This is a genomic window from Candidatus Microthrix parvicella Bio17-1, from assembly GCF_000299415.1.
Taxonomy (GTDB): domain Bacteria; phylum Actinomycetota; class Acidimicrobiia; order Acidimicrobiales; family Microtrichaceae; genus Microthrix; species Microthrix parvicella.
Map to the genome: position 1 here is coordinate 1,237,186 of NZ_AMPG01000001.1, position 18,342 is coordinate 1,255,527.

12 protein-coding genes are annotated in these 18,342 nt (G+C 67.9%); 6 read left to right on the forward strand and 6 right to left on the reverse strand.

Annotated features, from left to right (window positions below):
- Window positions 1-39 precede the first annotated feature (39 nt).
- Entirely contained in the window at window positions 40-951 is a 912-nt protein-coding gene (locus tag MPARV_RS22320) for a class I SAM-dependent methyltransferase (RefSeq protein WP_012224075.1), read from the forward strand.
- Between the two features lie 83 nt (window positions 952-1,034).
- Window positions 1,035-2,405 (forward strand): acyltransferase family protein, encoded by a 1,371-nt coding sequence (locus MPARV_RS0106080; RefSeq protein WP_157789475.1) that lies wholly within the window; start codon window positions 1,035-1,037, stop codon window positions 2,403-2,405.
- Between the two features lie 43 nt (window positions 2,406-2,448).
- Here MPARV_RS0106080 and MPARV_RS0106085 read toward each other — a convergent pair whose 3' ends face one another.
- Entirely contained in the window at window positions 2,449-3,945 is a 1,497-nt protein-coding gene (locus MPARV_RS0106085; protein WP_012224073.1) for an aldehyde dehydrogenase family protein, read from the reverse strand.
- An 88-nt stretch (window positions 3,946-4,033) separates the two neighbouring features.
- Window positions 4,034-5,029 carry an LLM class flavin-dependent oxidoreductase gene (locus tag MPARV_RS0106090; protein WP_012224072.1) on the reverse strand — a complete coding sequence of 332 codons (996 nt, stop codon included), beginning with the start codon at window positions 5,027-5,029 and terminating at the stop codon, window positions 4,034-4,036.
- A gap of 145 nt (window positions 5,030-5,174) precedes the next feature.
- On the opposite strand from MPARV_RS0106090, the gene metG reads away from it, so the two are divergent.
- Window positions 5,175-6,719, forward strand: coding sequence for a methionine--tRNA ligase (gene metG, locus MPARV_RS0106095; RefSeq protein WP_012224071.1), 1,545 nt, complete (start codon window positions 5,175-5,177; stop codon window positions 6,717-6,719).
- A 71-nt stretch (window positions 6,720-6,790) separates the two neighbouring features.
- On the forward strand, window positions 6,791-7,093 hold the full coding sequence (locus MPARV_RS0106100) for a putative quinol monooxygenase (RefSeq protein ID WP_157789476.1): 303 nt from the start codon (window positions 6,791-6,793) through the stop codon (window positions 7,091-7,093).
- A gap of 15 nt (window positions 7,094-7,108) precedes the next feature.
- On the opposite strand, the gene MPARV_RS22325 is transcribed toward MPARV_RS0106100, so the two are convergent.
- On the reverse strand, window positions 7,109-8,620 hold the full coding sequence (locus MPARV_RS22325) for a glucosaminidase domain-containing protein (RefSeq protein ID WP_051011893.1): 1,512 nt from the start codon (window positions 8,618-8,620) through the stop codon (window positions 7,109-7,111).
- Window positions 8,621-8,908: 288 nt separating this feature from the next.
- Between MPARV_RS22325 and MPARV_RS20910 the strand changes: the two genes are divergently transcribed.
- Window positions 8,909-10,546, forward strand: coding sequence for an adenylate/guanylate cyclase domain-containing protein (locus MPARV_RS20910; RefSeq protein WP_157789477.1), 1,638 nt, complete (start codon window positions 8,909-8,911; stop codon window positions 10,544-10,546).
- Here MPARV_RS20910 and MPARV_RS0106115 read toward each other — a convergent pair.
- Window positions 10,529-11,119: a hypothetical protein gene (locus tag MPARV_RS0106115; RefSeq protein WP_157789478.1), complete on the reverse strand. Its 591-nt coding sequence runs from the start codon at window positions 11,117-11,119 to the stop codon at window positions 10,529-10,531. The genes MPARV_RS20910 and MPARV_RS0106115 overlap by 18 nt on opposite strands.
- Before the next feature lie 22 nt (window positions 11,120-11,141).
- Between MPARV_RS0106115 and MPARV_RS0106120 the strand changes: the two genes are divergently transcribed.
- Entirely contained in the window at window positions 11,142-12,854 is a 1,713-nt protein-coding gene (locus MPARV_RS0106120) for a molybdopterin-dependent oxidoreductase (RefSeq protein WP_020377623.1), read from the forward strand.
- A gap of 36 nt (window positions 12,855-12,890) precedes the next feature.
- On the opposite strand, the gene MPARV_RS0106125 is transcribed toward MPARV_RS0106120, so the two are convergent.
- Together MPARV_RS0106125 and MPARV_RS0106130 are read right to left on the reverse strand one after the other, a co-directional pair.
- Window positions 12,891-15,821 carry a CocE/NonD family hydrolase gene (locus tag MPARV_RS0106125; RefSeq protein WP_238538820.1) on the reverse strand — a complete coding sequence of 977 codons (2,931 nt, stop codon included), beginning with the start codon at window positions 15,819-15,821 and terminating at the stop codon, window positions 12,891-12,893.
- Window positions 15,822-15,971: 150 nt separating this feature from the next.
- Window positions 15,972-18,284: a sodium-translocating pyrophosphatase gene (locus MPARV_RS0106130; protein ID WP_031277450.1), complete on the reverse strand. Its 2,313-nt coding sequence runs from the start codon at window positions 18,282-18,284 to the stop codon at window positions 15,972-15,974.
- Window positions 18,285-18,342 lie beyond the last annotated feature (58 nt).

Here is an 18,342-nt window from a genome sequence, read left to right on the forward strand (position 1 = left end):
GAACCATACGGATTTGGTGCCGCCTGCTGTACTGGCGGGATGGTTGACACCGCACCGCTCTCCCCGATCGACCCGGGCAACACCCCGATGCGCGACTTCTGGGGTGGCAGCCGAGGCCAGTCGTGGGTTCGGCGCAGCGTCGCCTACGACGGGCAACTTCGGGCCTACACCGACGCGTTGATGGACGCCCTGAAACCGGTGCCTGGTGAGCACTGCCTGGATGTGGGCTGCGGCACCGGGTACACCACGAGAGAACTCGCCGTCGAGGTCACACCCGCCGGCGCTGCCGTGGGAGTGGACCTGTCGCACGCCATGGTGGCGGGAGCCCGGGCCGCTGCCGACGCGTCCGGCGCCGAGCGCAACCGACGCCCCTCCTTTGCGGTCGCCGACGTGCAGGTGGCCGACCTGGCGGCGCTCAACCAGAGCCGTGCCTACAACGTGATCGCCAGCCGATTCGGGATCATGTTTTTTGCTGACCCCGTGGCGGCCTTCACCAACCTGGCCTCGGCAGCCGCACCGGGCGCCCGCCTTGGCCTGGTGTGCTGGGCCGCGCTGCAGGACAACCCATGGTTCACCGAGCCGCGCGACGCCGCACTTCCAATCTTGGAGCACGTGTTGGCGGCCCCGCCCGCCGAGCCGCCGCGGGATGCCCCAGGACCGTTCTCCATGGCCGATCCCACCCGCCCCACCGACCTGCTTGAGCGTGCCGGGTGGACCAACGCATCCGTGCGAACGCTGACGAACGACCTCTACCTGGGAGGCCCGGGCTCCGTTGAATCAACCGTCAACTTCCTGACCTCGGGGTCGGCCATGGCGCCGACCCTGCACGACCATCCAGAGCTGTTGGAGCCGATGAATGTTGTACTTCGCAAGGTCTTGGCCCCACACCACGACGGCACCGGGGTGCGGTATCCGGCAACGGCGCACCTGGTGACCGCAACCCGGCCGTGAGCGCCGACGCTGGGGCCTTCCCCAGCGATGATTGGGGGGTTGACCCACCGGACACCGATGGAGTGCGCGCCCAAGATGGGGCCATGTTCACCAACGAGTCCGGCCGGCCAAACACCCAGCCCCAACCCGAAGCCAACCGGCCCGGCGCAACCGAAACCGACCCGGCCGAGCGAGATCGGGTGGTTGACGCCGTTCGTGCCGGCTGCCTGGTGGTGGTGGTGGCCGGTCACTGGCTGATGGCCGCCATCGGCACCGAAGCAACGGGCACCGGCGCCTACCGGGTGCAACTCGCCAACATGCTGGAGCTACGTCCGTGGACCCAATGGCTCACCTGGGTGCTGCAGGTGATGCCGCTGTTCTTCATCGTCGGTGGGTTTGCCAACGCCGTCTCGTGGACCCGGACCGTCAACCGGGGTGGCCGGTGGGCTGACTGGGTGGCCAACCGCATGCGCCGCCTGCTGGCGCCGGCGATTGGGCTGCTGGCCGTCTGGCTGGTGGTCGTCGCCGTGGCCCAGCCGTTTCTGGACCCCCGGCTGGTTCATGGGGGCCACCGTCTGGTGACCAAGCCGTTGTGGTTCCTCGGCGTGTACCTGGTGATCACAGCGATGACCCCGCTGCTGGTGCGTCTTCAGACCCGGCTGGGCATCTGGGCGGTCGTCCCCTGGGCCGTCGCCGCCGTCGCCGTCGACGTTCTGCGCTTCAACGACCACGACACCGCACTGGCCTCATTGAACTTCGTCTTCGTCTGGGCCGCACTCACCCAGGTGGGTATGAGTTGGGACCGGCTGGTGGCAAACCGCGATCGTTGGTGGATGCTCGCCGGAGGCGGCTACCTGGCCCTCGGTCTTCTGGTGGGCATCGGCCCGTATGGCCTCTCCATGGTGGGCGTTGGTGGCAAGGTGTCCAACATGGCGCCGCCGAGCATCGCCCTGCTGGCCCTGGGCTGCGCGCAGCTGGGCTTGATCCTGGCGGCCTGGGATCGGCTGCGATCCGTCCTGGCCCAGGAGCGCTACTGGACGCCGGTCATGCGGATCGGCGCAGGTGGCATGACCCTGTACTTGTGGCACCTGACGGCGATGGCCATCGGGGTGTGCCTGGTAGCGCTGGCCGCATCCCTCGGCATTGCCCAACCCACGCCCGGCTCGGCGCTGTGGTGGGCCACCAGGCCGCTGTGGTTCGGCGTGCTGGCGGTGGTTCTCTCGCCAATCCTACGTCGGGCCGCACCGGTTGAGGTGCGCTCGTTGTTGGCGCCGCAAAGCACCGGGACCCCGCTGTGGGCGGCCGTGCTCGGAGTGACGGCCGGCGCCGCCGCCATCGCCTACCTGGTGATCGAAGGGCTCCAGCCCGTGGGCCCCGCAGTGGTACCGGTGCTGGTGTTGGCCGCCCTCGTGCGTTGGCTCTCGCCCCCCAACGACGCCGAGCCGGCCATCGATCGGGCCGATCGGTCCGATTGAGGCTCGGCCGCCGCAGATCGGTTGGTTGACCAAACGGCAGCGCTCAGCTGGACCAGACGATGCTCTGCAGTTCACTGTAGGCATGCAGGCCGTAGGAGCCGCCATCGCGCCCCACGCCTGACTGCTTGAACCCACCGAAGGGGGCCTCGTGGTTGCGCTGCAGCGTGTTGAGGCCAACGTTGCCGGAGCGAAGCCGCTTGGCCATGTCCAGCGCCACCGCCGAGTCGCTGGTGAAGACATAGCTGTAGAGTCCGAAGTCGGAGTCGTTGGCGACGGCAATCGCCTCCTCCGCGTCGTCGACGGGCACCACCGCAACCACCGGGCCGAAGATCTCCTCCCGCACCGGCGTCATCTGATTGGTGGCGTCGGCCAGCAGGGTGGGCGCCACGTAGAAGCCCCGCTCCATGTCGGGGCGTTCGCCGCCGACCGCAATGGTCGCCCCCTCCGCCCGCCCGGCCTCGATGTAGCCCTCCACCCGCGCTCGATGTGCCGCCGAGATGACCGGGCCGACCACGGTGCCCCGCTCCAGGGGGTCCCCAACCGGCATGTAGGCGGCGGTCTTGGTGAGACCCGCCACCAGCTGGTCGTAGATGCCCCGCTGGGCGATCACCCGGGTGGGACTGGTGCAGATCTGCCCGGAGTGGAAGCCCCACACGGAGGAGATGCCACCGATGGCCGCCTTCAGGTCTGCGTCGTCCAACACGATGCAGGCGCCTTTGCCACCCAGCTCCAGCAGGAGGCGTTTCATGCGGGCGCCGGACACCTCACCGATGCGTTGCCCGACGGCTGTCGAGCCGGTGAAGCTCACCATGTCGACATTTTCGTCGGTGGTCAGCACCTCGGAGGGGGCCACATCCTGGCTGACGACACAGTTGACGACGCCGGGCGGGAACCCGGCCTCCACGAGAAGCTCGGCCATGCGGATGACGCCGAGAGGATCCTGCGGTGCGGGCTTCATGATGACCGTGTTGCCCATCGCCAGGGCCGGGGCCACCTTGCCCGCCATATTGACCACCGGGAAGTTGTACGACGAGATCGCGGTGACCACGCCGACCGGGGCCCGGTTGGCGATCGCCGAGATCACACCGCCGGGGGCCAACGCGGTTGACGGCACGCTCTGCGGGCGCAGCGGGGTTACCGGCGACTCCTTGGCCCCCTCGGCGTAGCGACGGAACCGGGCCGCCGCCTGAGGCACCTGCATCGACTTGGTGACGCGCATCGTGGCGCCGGTCTCAGCCTGCACCAGCGGCACCAACTCGGCGGCGTGGGAATCGATCAGCTCGGCGGCACGGTTGAGCAGCTCGTAGCGGAGCTCGGGGGTGGTGCGTGACCACGACTCGAACGCCTCGGCGGCAGCCGCCGCGGCGTCGGCGGCCTGGTCGGTGGTCGCCTCGGGGGCGCGACCCACAACCGCCTCGGTGGCCGGGTTGATGACGTCGTAGGTGCCTGCGCCGCCGGCTGGGCGGTCGCCGCCGATGATCAACGTCCACGGCTGATCGGGATCGGGTGCGTTGGTGGCTGCTTCGTCGGTGCTGCTCATGGCGGTGGGGTTCCGTTTCTCGGTCGGTGGGATCGTCGTGATCGGGTCGGGGTGAAGGTTCGGACGGCGGGTTGGATCGGTCGGCGGGTCAGGCAGCCGGGTCGGATGGCAGGGCCGGCGATGGTGGCAGATGTGGTGCCACCTCCTGACCGAAACGCAGCAGTTGGTCGCAGTAGTCATCGACCGACGTGGCAAGGAAGCTCAGCTGAAGCTGGTTGATACCGCGGGAGGCGTAACGGGCCAGACGGTCGGCGACGTTTTCGGCCGGGCCGCTCAGGGTGTAATCGGGTTGGCCCTCGATGGGATCGCCCAGGCGGATCGGCTCGCACAGCACGCCCACTGCAAACGGCTCGTCGACTCGTCCGGCCGCCTCGCGCAACTCGCCGATGCGTTGAATCGCGGCCCGCATACCGCCCTTCGGTGGCCCCTGCGGAAGCCAGCCGTCACCCAACTGGGCGGCGCGCCGCACCGCCGCCGGCGAGGATCCACCCACCCAGATCGGCGGGCCGCCCGGGCGTGTCGGGGCCGGGCCAACCCGCACCGAGGTGGCCGGATAACGCTTGCCGACAAGGCTGAACCCGGCGTCGACGTCGCCGGGATTGGCGGCCTCGAACGCCGTGCGCACCGCAACGATCGCCTCCTCCAGCGCCGAGCCACGATCATCGAAGTTCACGCCAAGCGCCTCGAACTCGCGTTGCACGTGGCCGGCGCCCACGCCGAGGATCACTCGGCCGCCGGTGAGCGCGTCCAGCGTTGCGAAGCTCTTCGCCACAGCCAACGGATGCCGGTAGGCGGCAACGTAGACGTGGCTGAGCAGCCAGAGGTTGGGGCAGCGGGCGCCAAGCCACGCCAGCGTGGCCACCGTGTCATACCAGGTGGAGCTGATGTTCAGGTCCGTGGGCACGGCAACGTGATCGCAGACCGCCACGTAACCCAGCCGGGACTCATCGGCGGCCGCTGCGATACGGGCCAACTCGGCGGGACCGGCATCGGCCTCCCACGGCTGAACAAAGGTGGGGCTCTTCGACTGGATCGGCAGCTGAACGCCCCGAAGCTGCTCACCCTCACCGATCATGGCGACCATCGCCCCTCCCTGCTGGCTGTGTCCCGGTAGCCGCGCGCCCAGTTGCTGATGCCCACGAAATCTGACGGTACGTCAGATACTACCGGTCGGGGCGAGAGGCCGAACTGATTCGGGACGCCGCGGCGTCGTCGATAACCTCGACCGGGTGAGCCGCTACTACGTGACAACCCCGATCTACTACGTCAACGATGCGCCCCACATCGGACACGCCTACACCACCGTGACCGCGGATGCCCTCGCCCGATGGCACCGCCTCATCGGCGACGATGTGTTCTTTCTCACCGGCACCGACGAACACGGTCAGAAGGTGGCCCGCGCCGCCGAGGCCGCCGGCCGAGCCCCGGCCAAGCACGCCGAGTTGAACGCTCAGCGATATCGCGACGCCTGGGACCAACTTGGCATTGGCTTCGACGACTTCATCCGCACCACCGAGCCCCGCCAGATCGAGGCCGTGCAGAAGTTCATGGGCCGAATCTACGACAACGGCCACATCTATTCGGGCACCTACGAGGGCTGGTACTGCGTCCCGTGTGAGGCGTACTACACCGACGACGAACTCGACCCGGCGCTCGACGGTGGCGATACGCCGCTGTGCACCATCCATCGCAAGCCGGTGGAGTGGCTGGCCGAGGAGAACTGGTTCTTCCGCCTTTCAGCGTTTACACAACCGCTGCTCGACTGGTACGAGGCCAACCCCAACGCCGTTCAGCCCGACGGCAAGCGCAACGAGGCACTCGGCCTGATCCGGGGCGGCCTGCGCGACATCTCGGTCAGCCGGTCGGCCGTGGAATGGGGCATCCCGGTGCCCTGGGCCGAGGGCCACGTGTTCTACGTCTGGTACGACGCGCTGATCAACTACGTCACCGCCATCGGCTACCACGACGACCGCGAACGCTTCGACACCTGGTGGCCGGCGGTCCATCACCTGCTGGCCAAGGACATTCTGCGGTTCCACTGTGTGTACTGGCCCGCCATGCTGCTGGCCGCCGGCGAGGCTCCGCCCCGCCAGTTCAACGTGCACGGCTACCTGCTGGTGGGCGGGGAGAAGATGTCCAAGACATCACTCAACCAGATCACCCCCGCCGAACTGGTGGAGGACTTCGGCGTGGACGGGTTCCGCTACCAGTTTCTGCGCGACCAACCCTTCGGTCCGGACGGTGACTTCAGCTACGAGGGCATGGTCACCCGCTACAACACCGACCTGGCCAACAACCTGGGCAACCTGGCCGCCCGCGTGGCCACGGTGGTGGCCAAGAAGTGCGACGGCGTGGGGCCCGCCCCCGACCCGGACAGCGTGCTGGCCCCGCTCGCCGCCGACGTGGTGGCCGAGGCGTCCGCCGCCTGGGCCGACACGTCCCCGCCCAGGGCACTCGAGGCCACCTGGCGCCTGATTCGGGAGACCAACGCACACCTGGAGAACCACGAGCCCTGGAAGGCCGAACCCGGGCCCGAGGTCGATCGGGTGCTCGGCGACGCACTGGAGGTTCTGCGGATCGTGACCGTGCTGGCCTCGCCCGCCCTGTTGGAGTCCACCACCGAGCTCTGGCGCCGCATCGGGCTGGCCGATGCCGACGGGCAACCCGACCTACCGACCGATGTTGCGGTGCCCGGCGCACTGGCATGGGGCGGCTACCCCGGCGGCCTGCCGGTGGAAAAGGGAAGCCCGCTCTTCCCTCGCATCAAGGCCTGACCCGCACCCGTCCTCGGATAGGTTCGGTGGCTCGGCAGTGCCACCATGGCGCTCCGCCCATGGGAGGGCTCATGATCATCATCTCCGGCACCGTCAGCCTCGATGCGTCCAAGGCCGACGCTTTTCACGTGGCGTTGGAGGCGCTGGTGACCGCCACCAGGGCCGAGGAAGGCAACGTCAGCTACGGCTTTTATGTCGACCCGCTTGAAGCGGGCACCTACCGAATCTTTGAGGAGTGGGCCGACCAGGCTGCGCTCGATGCGCACATGGGCGCCGACCACATGGCGGCGTTCATGGGCCAGATGGGCGATTTCGGCGTCACCGGCATCGAGTTGCACAGCTACCAGGCATCGAACAAGACCAAGTTCATGTAGCGACCGGCGGCTCGCTCAGGACAGGACGTAGTCCTTGACCACCCAGGTGACGATCTCGTTCCACACCGTTTGGATCTGTGAGAAGTAGTCGGTGTTGGAGGCCCACACCCCGGCCAGGTCCTTCCAGGTGGGACAACACCCGCGGACGCCCAACTTCTCCGGATCCCACCGCACCTTCGGGTTGGCGAACTGCGCTGCGGTAAGGCCCGGATTGGCGTAGATCTTCAGCAGCTGCATCTGCGCACGCACGCCGGTGCGGGCATCCGGGAAACCAAACCCGTTGGTACACGAGTCGCAGGCGCCGATCCCAGCGAAGTTGTTGTCGGTGCCCTTGACCTGGCCGTAGCTGGGATAGCCGAACGAACCGGTCTCCAGGATGGACTGGGCAAAGGCGATATCGGCCCGAATGCCTTCGCTACGGCCCTCCTCCACGTACAGGTTGGTCAGCTCCTGGATCGACACGGTGGTGTTCGCCTTGCGTCCGTCGGCGGTGAACCAACGGGACAGGTCCTCGCCGGTCAGCAGCGGCTCGCCGTTGATGGCCGTGGTCTGGTCCAGCGACAACCCGGTGAACTGCTTGGCAATGGTATTGGCCCGCTCCAGATCCTTACGCACCTGCAGCCGCTGCTCGGCAGCGCTCTGGCGCCGGGTCAGCTCGGCCTGCTCGGCCGAAGAACGCTCGTCGGTCACCGCCTCGGCCTTACCCAGATGGCCCGATTCGATCTCCAACTGCCGCTGTTCCTCATCCACCTTGGCCGAGCGGGCTTTGGCCAGGTCCGCCACCGTGGTCTCGGCCTCGGCAACTTCGGCCTCGGCCTCCCTGGTTCGCGTCACGTGTGCCCTGCCTGAGCTGCGCAGGAACTCGCGCCGACGGGATGCTGCGAGGGAGTCGGCCTCTTCGAGCGTCGGCAGGCCGGGCGGCGCACTGTTGGCCACGTAGGCGGCAACGGAGAAGGTGCGGAGCTTGCCGACCGTCGTCATCCAACCCTCGCTGGCTCCCACCCGCACCTCATCGGCGTTCTTCAACGACTTGGCCAGCTTGTCGCCCTCGACGCGGGCTTCGTCCGCCTGGGAGCGGGCCTTCTTGGCCAGGCCCTCCTCTTGGACCCGCTCGGCCTCCAAGTCCTGATCACGTTTGGCGGCGGCCTCCCGGGCCTGCACGTCGGCCTCCTCGGCAGCGGTGAGCTGGTCCGCCAGGCCGGCAACCTCACGGTTGGCTTTGTCGACCGCCTGTTGCAGCAGCGCCGGCTGGTCAGAGGACGACGCCACCGTGACCGCTGCGGCCCCATCGCCGGTGGCCGTGGCCGCAGCGGTGGTGGGCGTCGTCGCAGCGGCGCCGATGTCGGTCGGTTGGGGGGCGGTCGCCGCGGGGTCGGTTGCGGTGGCCACGGTGGTTGTGGCGGCCGGTGGTTCGGTCACCGCAGGCGTGATGGTGGTGTCCGTGGCCCCGGGGTCCTGACGCGGCGAAGCACCCGCAGGCTGGACGGCCGCACCCACCGACAACAACACCACGACGGTGACGGCCAAGCGCGTTCGACGGCGACGTGAACGAGCGCGCATCATCGAACGTCGGTGGCCCGGCGGGAACGCGGCACCGGGCGGGCGGATGGAGCGAAGGATGCGGTATCGAGGTTGGCAGATTGGGCCAGGCACGATCCGGTCCCACGCGGGGGTTGACTGGCGATCAACCCATGATAGAGGCACAACCGGCAGAGCGGTCGTCGGATCATCGTGACCTAGCATGCCTACTCCGGGTGGGCGCGCCAGTTGCGGCGCTTCGCCACCCAGGGCGAGCATCCGCAGCGGGGAGGTGTCGTGACAGCCACCGCAGCATCCGACGCGACACCACCCGACATGGACGCGGGCGATGACGGCCCCACACGGCGCCACCGTCGGGAAAACGAGGAGCCAATCCCCCACGATGGCGCCACGCTCACGGACGCCGACATATCCGATTCGGAGCAGTCGGAGGCAGCCCAAAAGGCGGACGGACTGCGTTGGGCGATACGGATCCGGTTGGCAACGGCCAACGGCATCGGCGGCTTCGTGGTGTGGGCCTACCTGCGGTGGCTCTTCCCCTGGAACGACGCCGGGGCCCCAATCAACGAAACCCTGAACGAGCGGATCTTTCTGGTCTACCTGGTCGGAGTGACCCTGGTAACCATCCCCATCCAGAACGTGCTGATGCACATCTCGGTTCGTTGGGCCGAGGACAATCGGGCACCCGGCAGGTTCCGCCGAGGGCTGGTGCTGCGTCTGGCCATCACGCTGGCGGTGCAGAACTTTCTCTGGTGGACGCTGGCCGGTGCGATCTTCGCCATGGTCAATCGATCACCCAGAATCGGATTTGGAATCGCCCTGGCCGGGCTGATCACCAGCACCCTCATCTATCTGCTCTTGGACCGTCCGATCCGGCCATTGATCGACCTGGCCCAAGGCGGCGAGGTCACGACCCGCCGAAAACGCGACGTGGAACGGCGGCTCTGGGTGCTCTGGCTGCTCGGGAGCGGGATTCCCCTCCTGGGTGTCGGACTGGTCGTGCTGACCGCACCGGAGGGCACCCCGGTGTCGCCCTGGCGCCTGGGGGTGCTCCTGAGCGTCGGGCTGGTGGCGGGAGGCGTGGTCATGTGGGGTGCGGCATCGGCGGTGGGACGCCGCATCGACCGGGTTCGACGAGCCATGAGCGAGGTGAGCCAAGGCAACCTCAACATTCGACTCCCGGTGGACGACGGTGGCGACCTGGGTCGCCTGGCCGAGGGATTCAATGCGATGACCACCGGCTTGGAGGAGCGGGCGGTGCTGCAGGACCTGTTCGGCCGCCAGGTAGGCCAGGACGTGGCCCAGTGGGCCCTTCACCACGGGCGCGACCTGGGTGGGGAGGAGCGTCCGCTGAGCGTGCTGTTCGTCGATCTCGACGGGTACACCGCCTACAGCGAGAGCCACACCCCCCACGAGGTGGTGGAGATGCTCAACGGGTTCTTCGCCGTCGTCGCCGAGATGGTGACCGCCCACGGAGGTTGGATCAACAAGTTTGAGGGCGATGCGGCACTCTGCATCTTCGGGGCCCCGGTCACCCAGGAGGATCACGCCGCCCGGGCATTGGCCGTGGCCGCCGAACTGCCCGCCGCCCTCGCCCGGGTGGGTGCCCGAGCCGGGGTGGGTGTGGCCACCGGCACGGCGCTGGCCGGATACGTGGGCACCCAGGACCGCTACGAGTACACGGTGATCGGGGACATCGTCAACGTTGCCGCCCGGCTCTGCGACCAGGCCAAGCACACCGACGCCGGGGTGTTGGTGGCCGAGGAAGCCGTCCAGGCATCCCGCGAGGGCGTGGTCAACGACGCCACCCAAGCCGTCTTGCGGCGCAGCACCTTCGAGCGACGAGGCCGGGCCCTGCTCCGCGGCCGAACCCAGCACACCGAAATGTACGAGCTCCTACCCTTCGGTTTTTGACGTTGACGTTGACGTTGACGTTGACGTTGACGCTGCCGGCACTGAAGCTGTCGTGGTTGACGTTGCCGGAGCCTCGCCGCCCACCGGACCCGTCGTGGCGCACTTCTTGACTCCGGTGGCCTTGGCCACATCCCGCCCCAGGGGCCCCAGCTCTCGGGCCGACTGGTCCAGCACCGAGCGCAACCTCGCCGAATCGCCCGCCGTGGCCGCTTCGTCGAGTTGGTCGATCAGGTACAACTGACGCTTCAAGTAGTCGGCCATGGCAGCGGGCGGCTCACCACCGTCCGGCCCTTCAAGTGCCGCCAGCTTCGTCTGCTCGGACGTGAGCAGTTCCCGCACCCGGGTGATGTAGGCGCCAAAGGTGACCGGATCATTGCCCGGGTCTGGCAGTGACTCCACCTTGGCGTTGATTTCGGCGCACACACCGTCGGCTTGATCCGCCCACTCGGCCATCGTCGGCCCGGAGGAGCAACCGCTCGGCACCGCTCCCAACAACCCGACAGCGACAAGTGCGGCCGCCCCGCGTAGACAGCGAACGGTGGCAAGCGGACGGGCGCGCTGGATCTGAATCATCCGGGTGGCAGGGTGTGGGGCGATGACGTCGTCCTATCACAACCCGCCCATCCCACCGGCGCACACCCCAGCGTTCCACAACCCACCCAGCCGGCCGGCGGTGGCCGGCATATTGGCGGGAGCGGCCGGGCTTGGCCTCGGGGAGTTGCTGGCAGCCCTGATCGGCCCCATCCGTTCCCCCTTGTTGGCGGTGGCCGACCGGGTGGTTGACCTCAGCCCAACCGGAGTTCGGGAGTGGGCAATCTCCACGCTGGGAACCCTGGACAAGCCGGTCACCATCCTCGGGACCCTGGTGTTGCTGGCACTCGCGTCGGCAGGTCTTGGCGTGTTGGCGGCTCGTGGGCGCCGAGCCGCCGCATGGGCCGCAGCGGGGGCAATGGGTATGGGCGTGATCGGTGCGGTGGCCGCCTGGAGTGGGCGTGGTGGCGGGATGGGCTCGGGCTTCGGCGCGCTGGCGGGCGCTGCAGTCTCGGCCGGTGCCCTCTGGGCGCTCTTCGGAGCGACCCGCCGGACAACGCCAGGAGTCGGCGGCCGTGACACCAGGGCTCCAGCCCTCAAACCGGACCCGGCAGCAGCCCACGGGCCAAACCCAGAATCCGAACCCGACGTCGAACTCGACCACGAGGCGCCGCTGCTCTCCCCCATGCGTCGACGCACCGTGCTGGGAGGTCTTGGCGTGGCCGCCATCGTCCAACTTGCGTTGGCCGGAGCCATTCGCGTGGTGGGCGGCCGCACCCAGGCCCAACAGGCTCGCAGCCAGGTGACGCTGCCCCCGGTCGACTCGCCCCTCGCCCCGCTCCCCAAGCAGACCGCATCCGCCCCAGGTGCGGGCACCCCCGGGCTTTCGCCGCTCATCACCCCCAACGATGACTTCTATCGAATCGACACCGCCTTCACGATTCCCAGCGTGGACGTGGACACGTGGGCCCTCACCATCGCCGGAGGAAGCAATGGGCCGCTGACGTTGAGCTACGACGACCTCCTGGCACGGGAGCAGGTTGAGATCGACTGCACGCTGAGCTGCGTCTCCAACGAGGTTGGAGGTGACCTGGTGGGCAACGCACGGTGGCAGGGTGTTGAGCTGGCACCGCTGCTGGCCGAAGCCGGGGTACCCGAGGGTGCGACGCAGGTGGGCGCAACCTCCACCGACGGCTGGACCTGCGGGTTTCCCATCGAAACCCTTGACCGGCCCTCAGGCGACGCCACACCACCGGCGATCATCGCCGTGGCCATGGGAGGCGAACCCTTGCCGCTCGCTCACGGGTTTCCGGCCAGGCTGGTGATCCCCGGCCTGTACGGCTACGTGTCGGCCTGCAAGTGGCTGGAACGAATCGAGTTGACCACCTGGGAGGACTTCACCGGCTATTGGGTACCCCGGGGTTGGTCTCGGGAAGCGCCGATCAAGACCCAGAGTCGCATCGACGTGCCCGCTGATGGGGCCACCGTCAACGCCGGGCCGACGACGATCGCCGGGGTGGCCTGGGCCGGCATCCGCGGGCTGGCAGAGGTGGAGACACGGGTGGACGGCGGGCCCTGGCGCCCCGCCAACCTGGGTCCGAAGCTGTCGGACGCCACCTGGCGGCAATGGTGGACGGACTGGAACGCCACCACCGGCAGCCACACCCTGACCGTGCGGGCCACCGATGGGGCCGGCAACACTCAGACCGCACGGCCCAGCCGACCCGACCCCAACGGTGCCACCGGCTGGCACGCCGTGGTGGTCACCGTCAGGTAGCAGCTCCAACCGGGACATCACGGAGATCGCCGAGCGTCAGCCTGTGAACCTTGGGCTGAGAGGGAGCGGTGCCGCCGCAGAACCTGCGCCCGCAGGCAACGCCCCAGACGCGCCAGGGGCAGGCGACATGCCCGGACGAGCCGCGCCGGGCCGCCCACCTGGCGAGGCGGTGGGGTTGGGCAGGCCCGACGGGTTGGCACCGCCCGGCGCTGCCACGACGGTGCCCGCGGCAACGGTTCCCGCCGGACCGACCTTGGATGGTTGCGTCGTGGATGATGACGCTGTTGGCGGCACCTTGGTCGGAGAACCTGAGGTGGACGGCCCGACCGACCCCGTGCTTGGAGCCGCGGTCGTCGAAGCCGCTGCTGTTGTTGGCGACCCGGTTGTTGGGGACCCCGATGGAGGACGCGTCGTTGGGGACCCCGTCGTTGGAGAAACAGTCGTTGGAGTCACAGTCGTTGTAGAAGCCGTCGTTGGGGACCCCGTCGTCGGAGAAGCCGTCGTTGGAGAAGCCGTCGTTGGCGGCTGTTCCACCGGGTCGTCGGTGACGTTGACGACGCCGAGGTAGTTCCGGCACGGTTGGCCCCGCAGGGTGCCGCACTCGGGCCGGGTCGGGATGTCCGAGGTGGCGGACGACTTGCCGGAGCGAGGTCCCGACCCTCCGGTGGTGGCGACCCGCAGGGTTTGAGACGACATGGTCGGCAGCACCAGCGACGATGCATGCGCTCCGCCGCGCCCCAGCGTGACTGGGGCATCGGGTGGCCGCACGGGATTCTCGAAGGTCCACAGAGGGCGGCTTCGGCCGGGGGACGACACGGTGATCCGCAGCTTCGACCCGGCACGAAAAACGTGCGCCGCCGCCGGAATGGGCACCTTGCGGTGCACCCACCCGTCGGGATCCAGCGTCACCCGGTCCGCCTCTGTGTAGGTGTACTCCACCTGAAAGCCCTTGGTGAGCCCGGAATCGAGACCCGCATGCTCCAGGTTGTGCCAGCCGGACTGGACATAGGTTTCTTGTCCATCCGGACGGATCTCGGTGAGATCGACCTGCACCACGGCCTCGGGCGCTCCCGGCTTGGCCCAGAGGTCGAGGTACCCGGGGCCGGCCACCACCGTGTCGGCAGCGAGAGCGCCGGAGGCATACGCCAACAGATCACCCTCGGGGGCCTGTTTCCACTGGGCGTTCAGAGCCGAGACCGGCTTCTGAAACGTGGTGCTGTTCGCGTTCGTGGTCACGATCGAGCCGGCCCCCGGTTCGGGGATGTAACGATCTGCGGCATCGATCGTGGGCGCGGTCGGCTGCAACGCGCCGTTCCCGGCGAGGTACCAGGTGGTTGCCGCCGCCTGAGGAGGTGGGAACGACGGCAGGTTCCAGCGGGTGCGCTCACCGGTGGCGCCTTGTGGGCTGGTGGTTGCCCCCGACTCGACCAGCACCTGCACCGGGGACTCGGCCTCGTACGCCGCCAGCGCTCCGGCAAAGTCGCCGGGCTGGAACGAATCGAAGCGGTTGGGGCCAAACCCCCGTTTGACGCCGAACTCGTCCTCGAACACCCCTGGGGAGAAGTACCGCACCAGATTCGAAATCATGGGGATCTCACGCTTCACATAGAACGACAGGAAGTCGTGCCAGTCGGTGGCCACCATGGGGCTGTAGCCGTCGGGATGATGACCGTTGAACAACTTGAAGCGGGTGACGGGTGCAGCGGTGAACTTATCCAAGAGATAACCGAACCGGCCCCCGGTCTGCTCGTCCTGGTAACCACCCGACAAATACACCGGAACGTTGATCTTGGGCACCAGGCGCTGCAGAAACCGAGCGTTCAGAGCATCGGGGAAGTTCTCCAGCGCCCGACCAAACTTCTCGAAGTCCAGGTTCTGGGTTCGTATCCGCTGGTTGTTGGCGCAGACGGTGTCGCCCTGAGCAATCCGCTGACCATCCCAGCTCTGTCCGCCGGCCTGGGACTGCCGGTCACGCTCTGCCAACCACTGCTTGGTGAATCCGTCGTTGTACACCCCACCCGGCCACTGCTCCCGCCACGGCCCGTCGATGACCGACATCGGACTGATCGCCTCCAGGCTGGGCGGCTGGGTGGACGCCACGTACAGCTGGCTGATTCCGGCGTAGGACAGCCCGATCATGCCCACCTTGTTGTTGGCCACCCAGTCCTGCGAAGCGATCGCCTCGATCGCGTCGTAGCCGTCGGCCATTTGGGCCGGGTTGAACACGTCGAACACGCCGCCCGAGCAGCCCGTGCCCCTCATGTTCACGCCAACCGTGGCGAAGCCAAGGAACCCGGCGATGCGGGAGCCCGGCTCTGGGTCCGCCGGCCGTGATGCCCCGTAGCCGCTGTACTCGACCACCGTCGGGTAGGGACCATCCTCGATCGGGCCGGGAAGTCGCACCATGACCGACAATGTGGTGCCGTCACGCGTCGTGACGTAGCCGAAGCCGTTACCAATCTGCTGGCCGGAGTAGAACGACGGGTCGGCAACCTCGCCGGTGGCGAGCACCCTGACGGGATTGCTGGTGACCCCGGCGACTCGGATGAGATACGTCCCGGGCTCCACAACACCGCCCGAGCCGCCGGGCACCTCACCCGTGCCACTCTGCAAGGTCATCGGCGTGTCCGGCACGTAGGCAAAGTGGGCCTGACCCGAAGCATCTGCGAGCAGCGTCAGCCGTTCGGCTCCATCACCATCGAGCAGGGTGATGGCGGCGCCGGCTGCAGCACCGGTGACCGTCAGCGTCTCCACCCCCGGGCTGAGCGTCAGGCCTGTTGCGGCATCGACGCGCGGCCCGAAGTCGGCAGGACCCGGTGGTGTGGGAGCGGGGTCGGACGCCGCACCGGTGGGTGGCACCGCGCCGGTGGCGGGGGGCACGCCGGTCGACTGCGCCGATGCCGGAGCGGCCGACACCAGCAGCATCGTCGCCGACGCGGCGGCAACACCCCATCTCCGCCAACCCACCCGCGTCACCATTGGACCTGTGTCATCCGGCTCATCACGGCTACCACCTTACGCCGGAGGGCGGGACCCGGTTTGAATGACCCACCCCGTTACTCCTCGCAACACGCCCAAGACGCCATCGCCGGCCGGGTGGCCGACGATGGCTGAACCTCAGGCGGCTGTTGTGGTGGACTCGTCGGTGATGTCGGAGCCCTGACGCTTGGAAAAGATCACGGCAGCGATGAGGATGGCCGCAGCGCCAACCGTGATGATCGCTCGTGCAGCATCGTTGTCCGACAGTGAGAACACGGCGGGCAGCACCAGCAGGGCCACCAGGTTCATCACCTTGAGCAGCGGGTTGATCGCCGGACCGGCGGTGTCCTTGAACGGGTCGCCCACGGTGTCGCCGATGACGACGGCGGTGTGCACGTCCGAGCCCTTGCCGCCCAGCTTTCCGTCCTCGACGTACTTCTTGGCGTTGTCCCACGCACCACCGGCGTTGGACAGGTAGTTGGCCATCAGCGCACCGATGACGATGGCCGCAGCCAGGTACCCGCCAAGGGCCTCGGCGCCCAGGCCGAACCCGACGGCCACCGGCAGTAGCACTGCGAGCAGCGCCGGGGTGGCCAGCTCTCGAAGGGCAGCCGACGTGCAGATGTCGATGACCGGGCCGTAGTCGGGCCGGTCGGTGCCCTTCATGATGCCCGGCTTGTTTCGGAACTGACGACGGACCTCCTGCACGACCACACCGGCGGTGCGGCTGACGGCCAGGATCGACAGCGACGAGAACAAGAACACGACGGCGCCCCCCAATAGGGCCCCAACGAAGATCTTCGGGTCGGCGATGTTGATCACCGCGGCGGCGAAGTCACCGTTGAAGAGTTCCTCGGCGATGATCTCGCGGAAGGCGGCGAACAGCGCAACCGCGGCGATGACCGCCGAAGCAATGGCGTACCCCTTGGTGACCGCCTTGGTGGTGTTGCCCACCGTGTCGAGCCCATCGAGAATCACCTCGGTTTGGCCTTCGAACTCTCCAGACATCTCGGCGATGCCCTGGGCGTTGTCGGCGATGGGCCCGAAGGTGTCCTCGGCGACGATGATGGCGGTGGTCGCCAGCATGCCGACGCCGGCGAGAGCAACCAGGTAGAGCGAGAACTTGATGTCGCCTCCGCCGATGCCGATCGACACCAAGATGGCCCCGCCAACGGCGATGACGGCCCACACGGCCGACTCGAGACCCGAGGAGATGCCCGAAAGCACCACCGTGGCCGGACCGGTGCGACCCGATTCGGCGATGTCACGCACCGGCTTGAACGTGCTGGAGGTGTAGTACTGGGTAATGCGGCTGGCCACCTGGCCCAGCACGATACCGGCGACAATGGCCAGGAAGAGCCGGAGGCCCACGTTGGACATCGTCGAACCGGTGGGGTTGCCCACGTAGCCGAAGGCGACCACTGCTGCGCCGGCCAGGGTCAGCACCGACGCCAACAGCACGCCGCGATTGATCGGAGGCAGCGCATTGGTCTCGCCGGGTCGTGCCTTGACGAAGAAGATTGACACCGCAGAAGCCAACAGGCCGATTGCCATGATGGCCAACGGGAAGATGATGCCCTTGGCGGCCTCGTCGATTCCGATGCCCACCGAGTTGAAGGCGGTGATACCCAGGATGATCGACGCCACCAGGATGACGCCGAAGCTCTCGAACAGGTCGGCCGCCATGCCGGCGCAGTCGCCCACGTTGTCGCCCACGTTGTCGGCGATCGTGGCCGGGTTGCGAGGATCGTCCTCGGGAATTCCGGCCTCAACCTTGCCCACCAGGTCGGCACCCACGTCGGCCGCCTTGGTGAAGATGCCGCCGCCAACGCGGAGGAACAGGGCCAGCAGCGAGCCACCAAAACCAAAGCCGATCAGGATCGACGAGGCGGTGTTCTGGAACAGCATCACGATGCCGGTGGCGCCCACCAGGCCAAAACCGGCGGTGAACAGGCCCACGGTGCCACCTGCGCGGAACGCCACCTGCATGGCGCCGTTCATGTCATGGGCCTTGGCGGCGGTTGCGGTGCGAATGTTGGCCCGGGTGGACAGCCACATACCGAGAAACCCGATCGAGGCCGACGCCAGGCCGCCGACCAGGAACGCCACGGTGCGGAACCCTCCCGACTGGGCGAAGGTGAGTCCCTCGTTACTGACCTCATCCATCACCTTGCTCGAGGTGAAGAACACGATCACCGCAAGAGGAATGACGATGATGCCGATCGTGCGGAACTGGCGGGTGATGTAGGCCATCGCCCCTTCCTGCACCGCTTCGGCGATCTCGCCCATCTCTTTGGTGCCGGTGGGCTTGGCCAGGACGCCCCTCATCGTGAAGCCGCCCACCACCAAGGCAAGCAGGGCCACCGCCATCGTAAACACCAGCCAGAACCACTCGGCTCTGCCCAGGGTAAAGAGCTGGTACCCGCCTTCTGATGCGAACAGGTTGGTCATGGGTTCCTCCGGGAACGCACCATCGAGGGCGGCTCCCACTCGGCATCACACGCGCTGA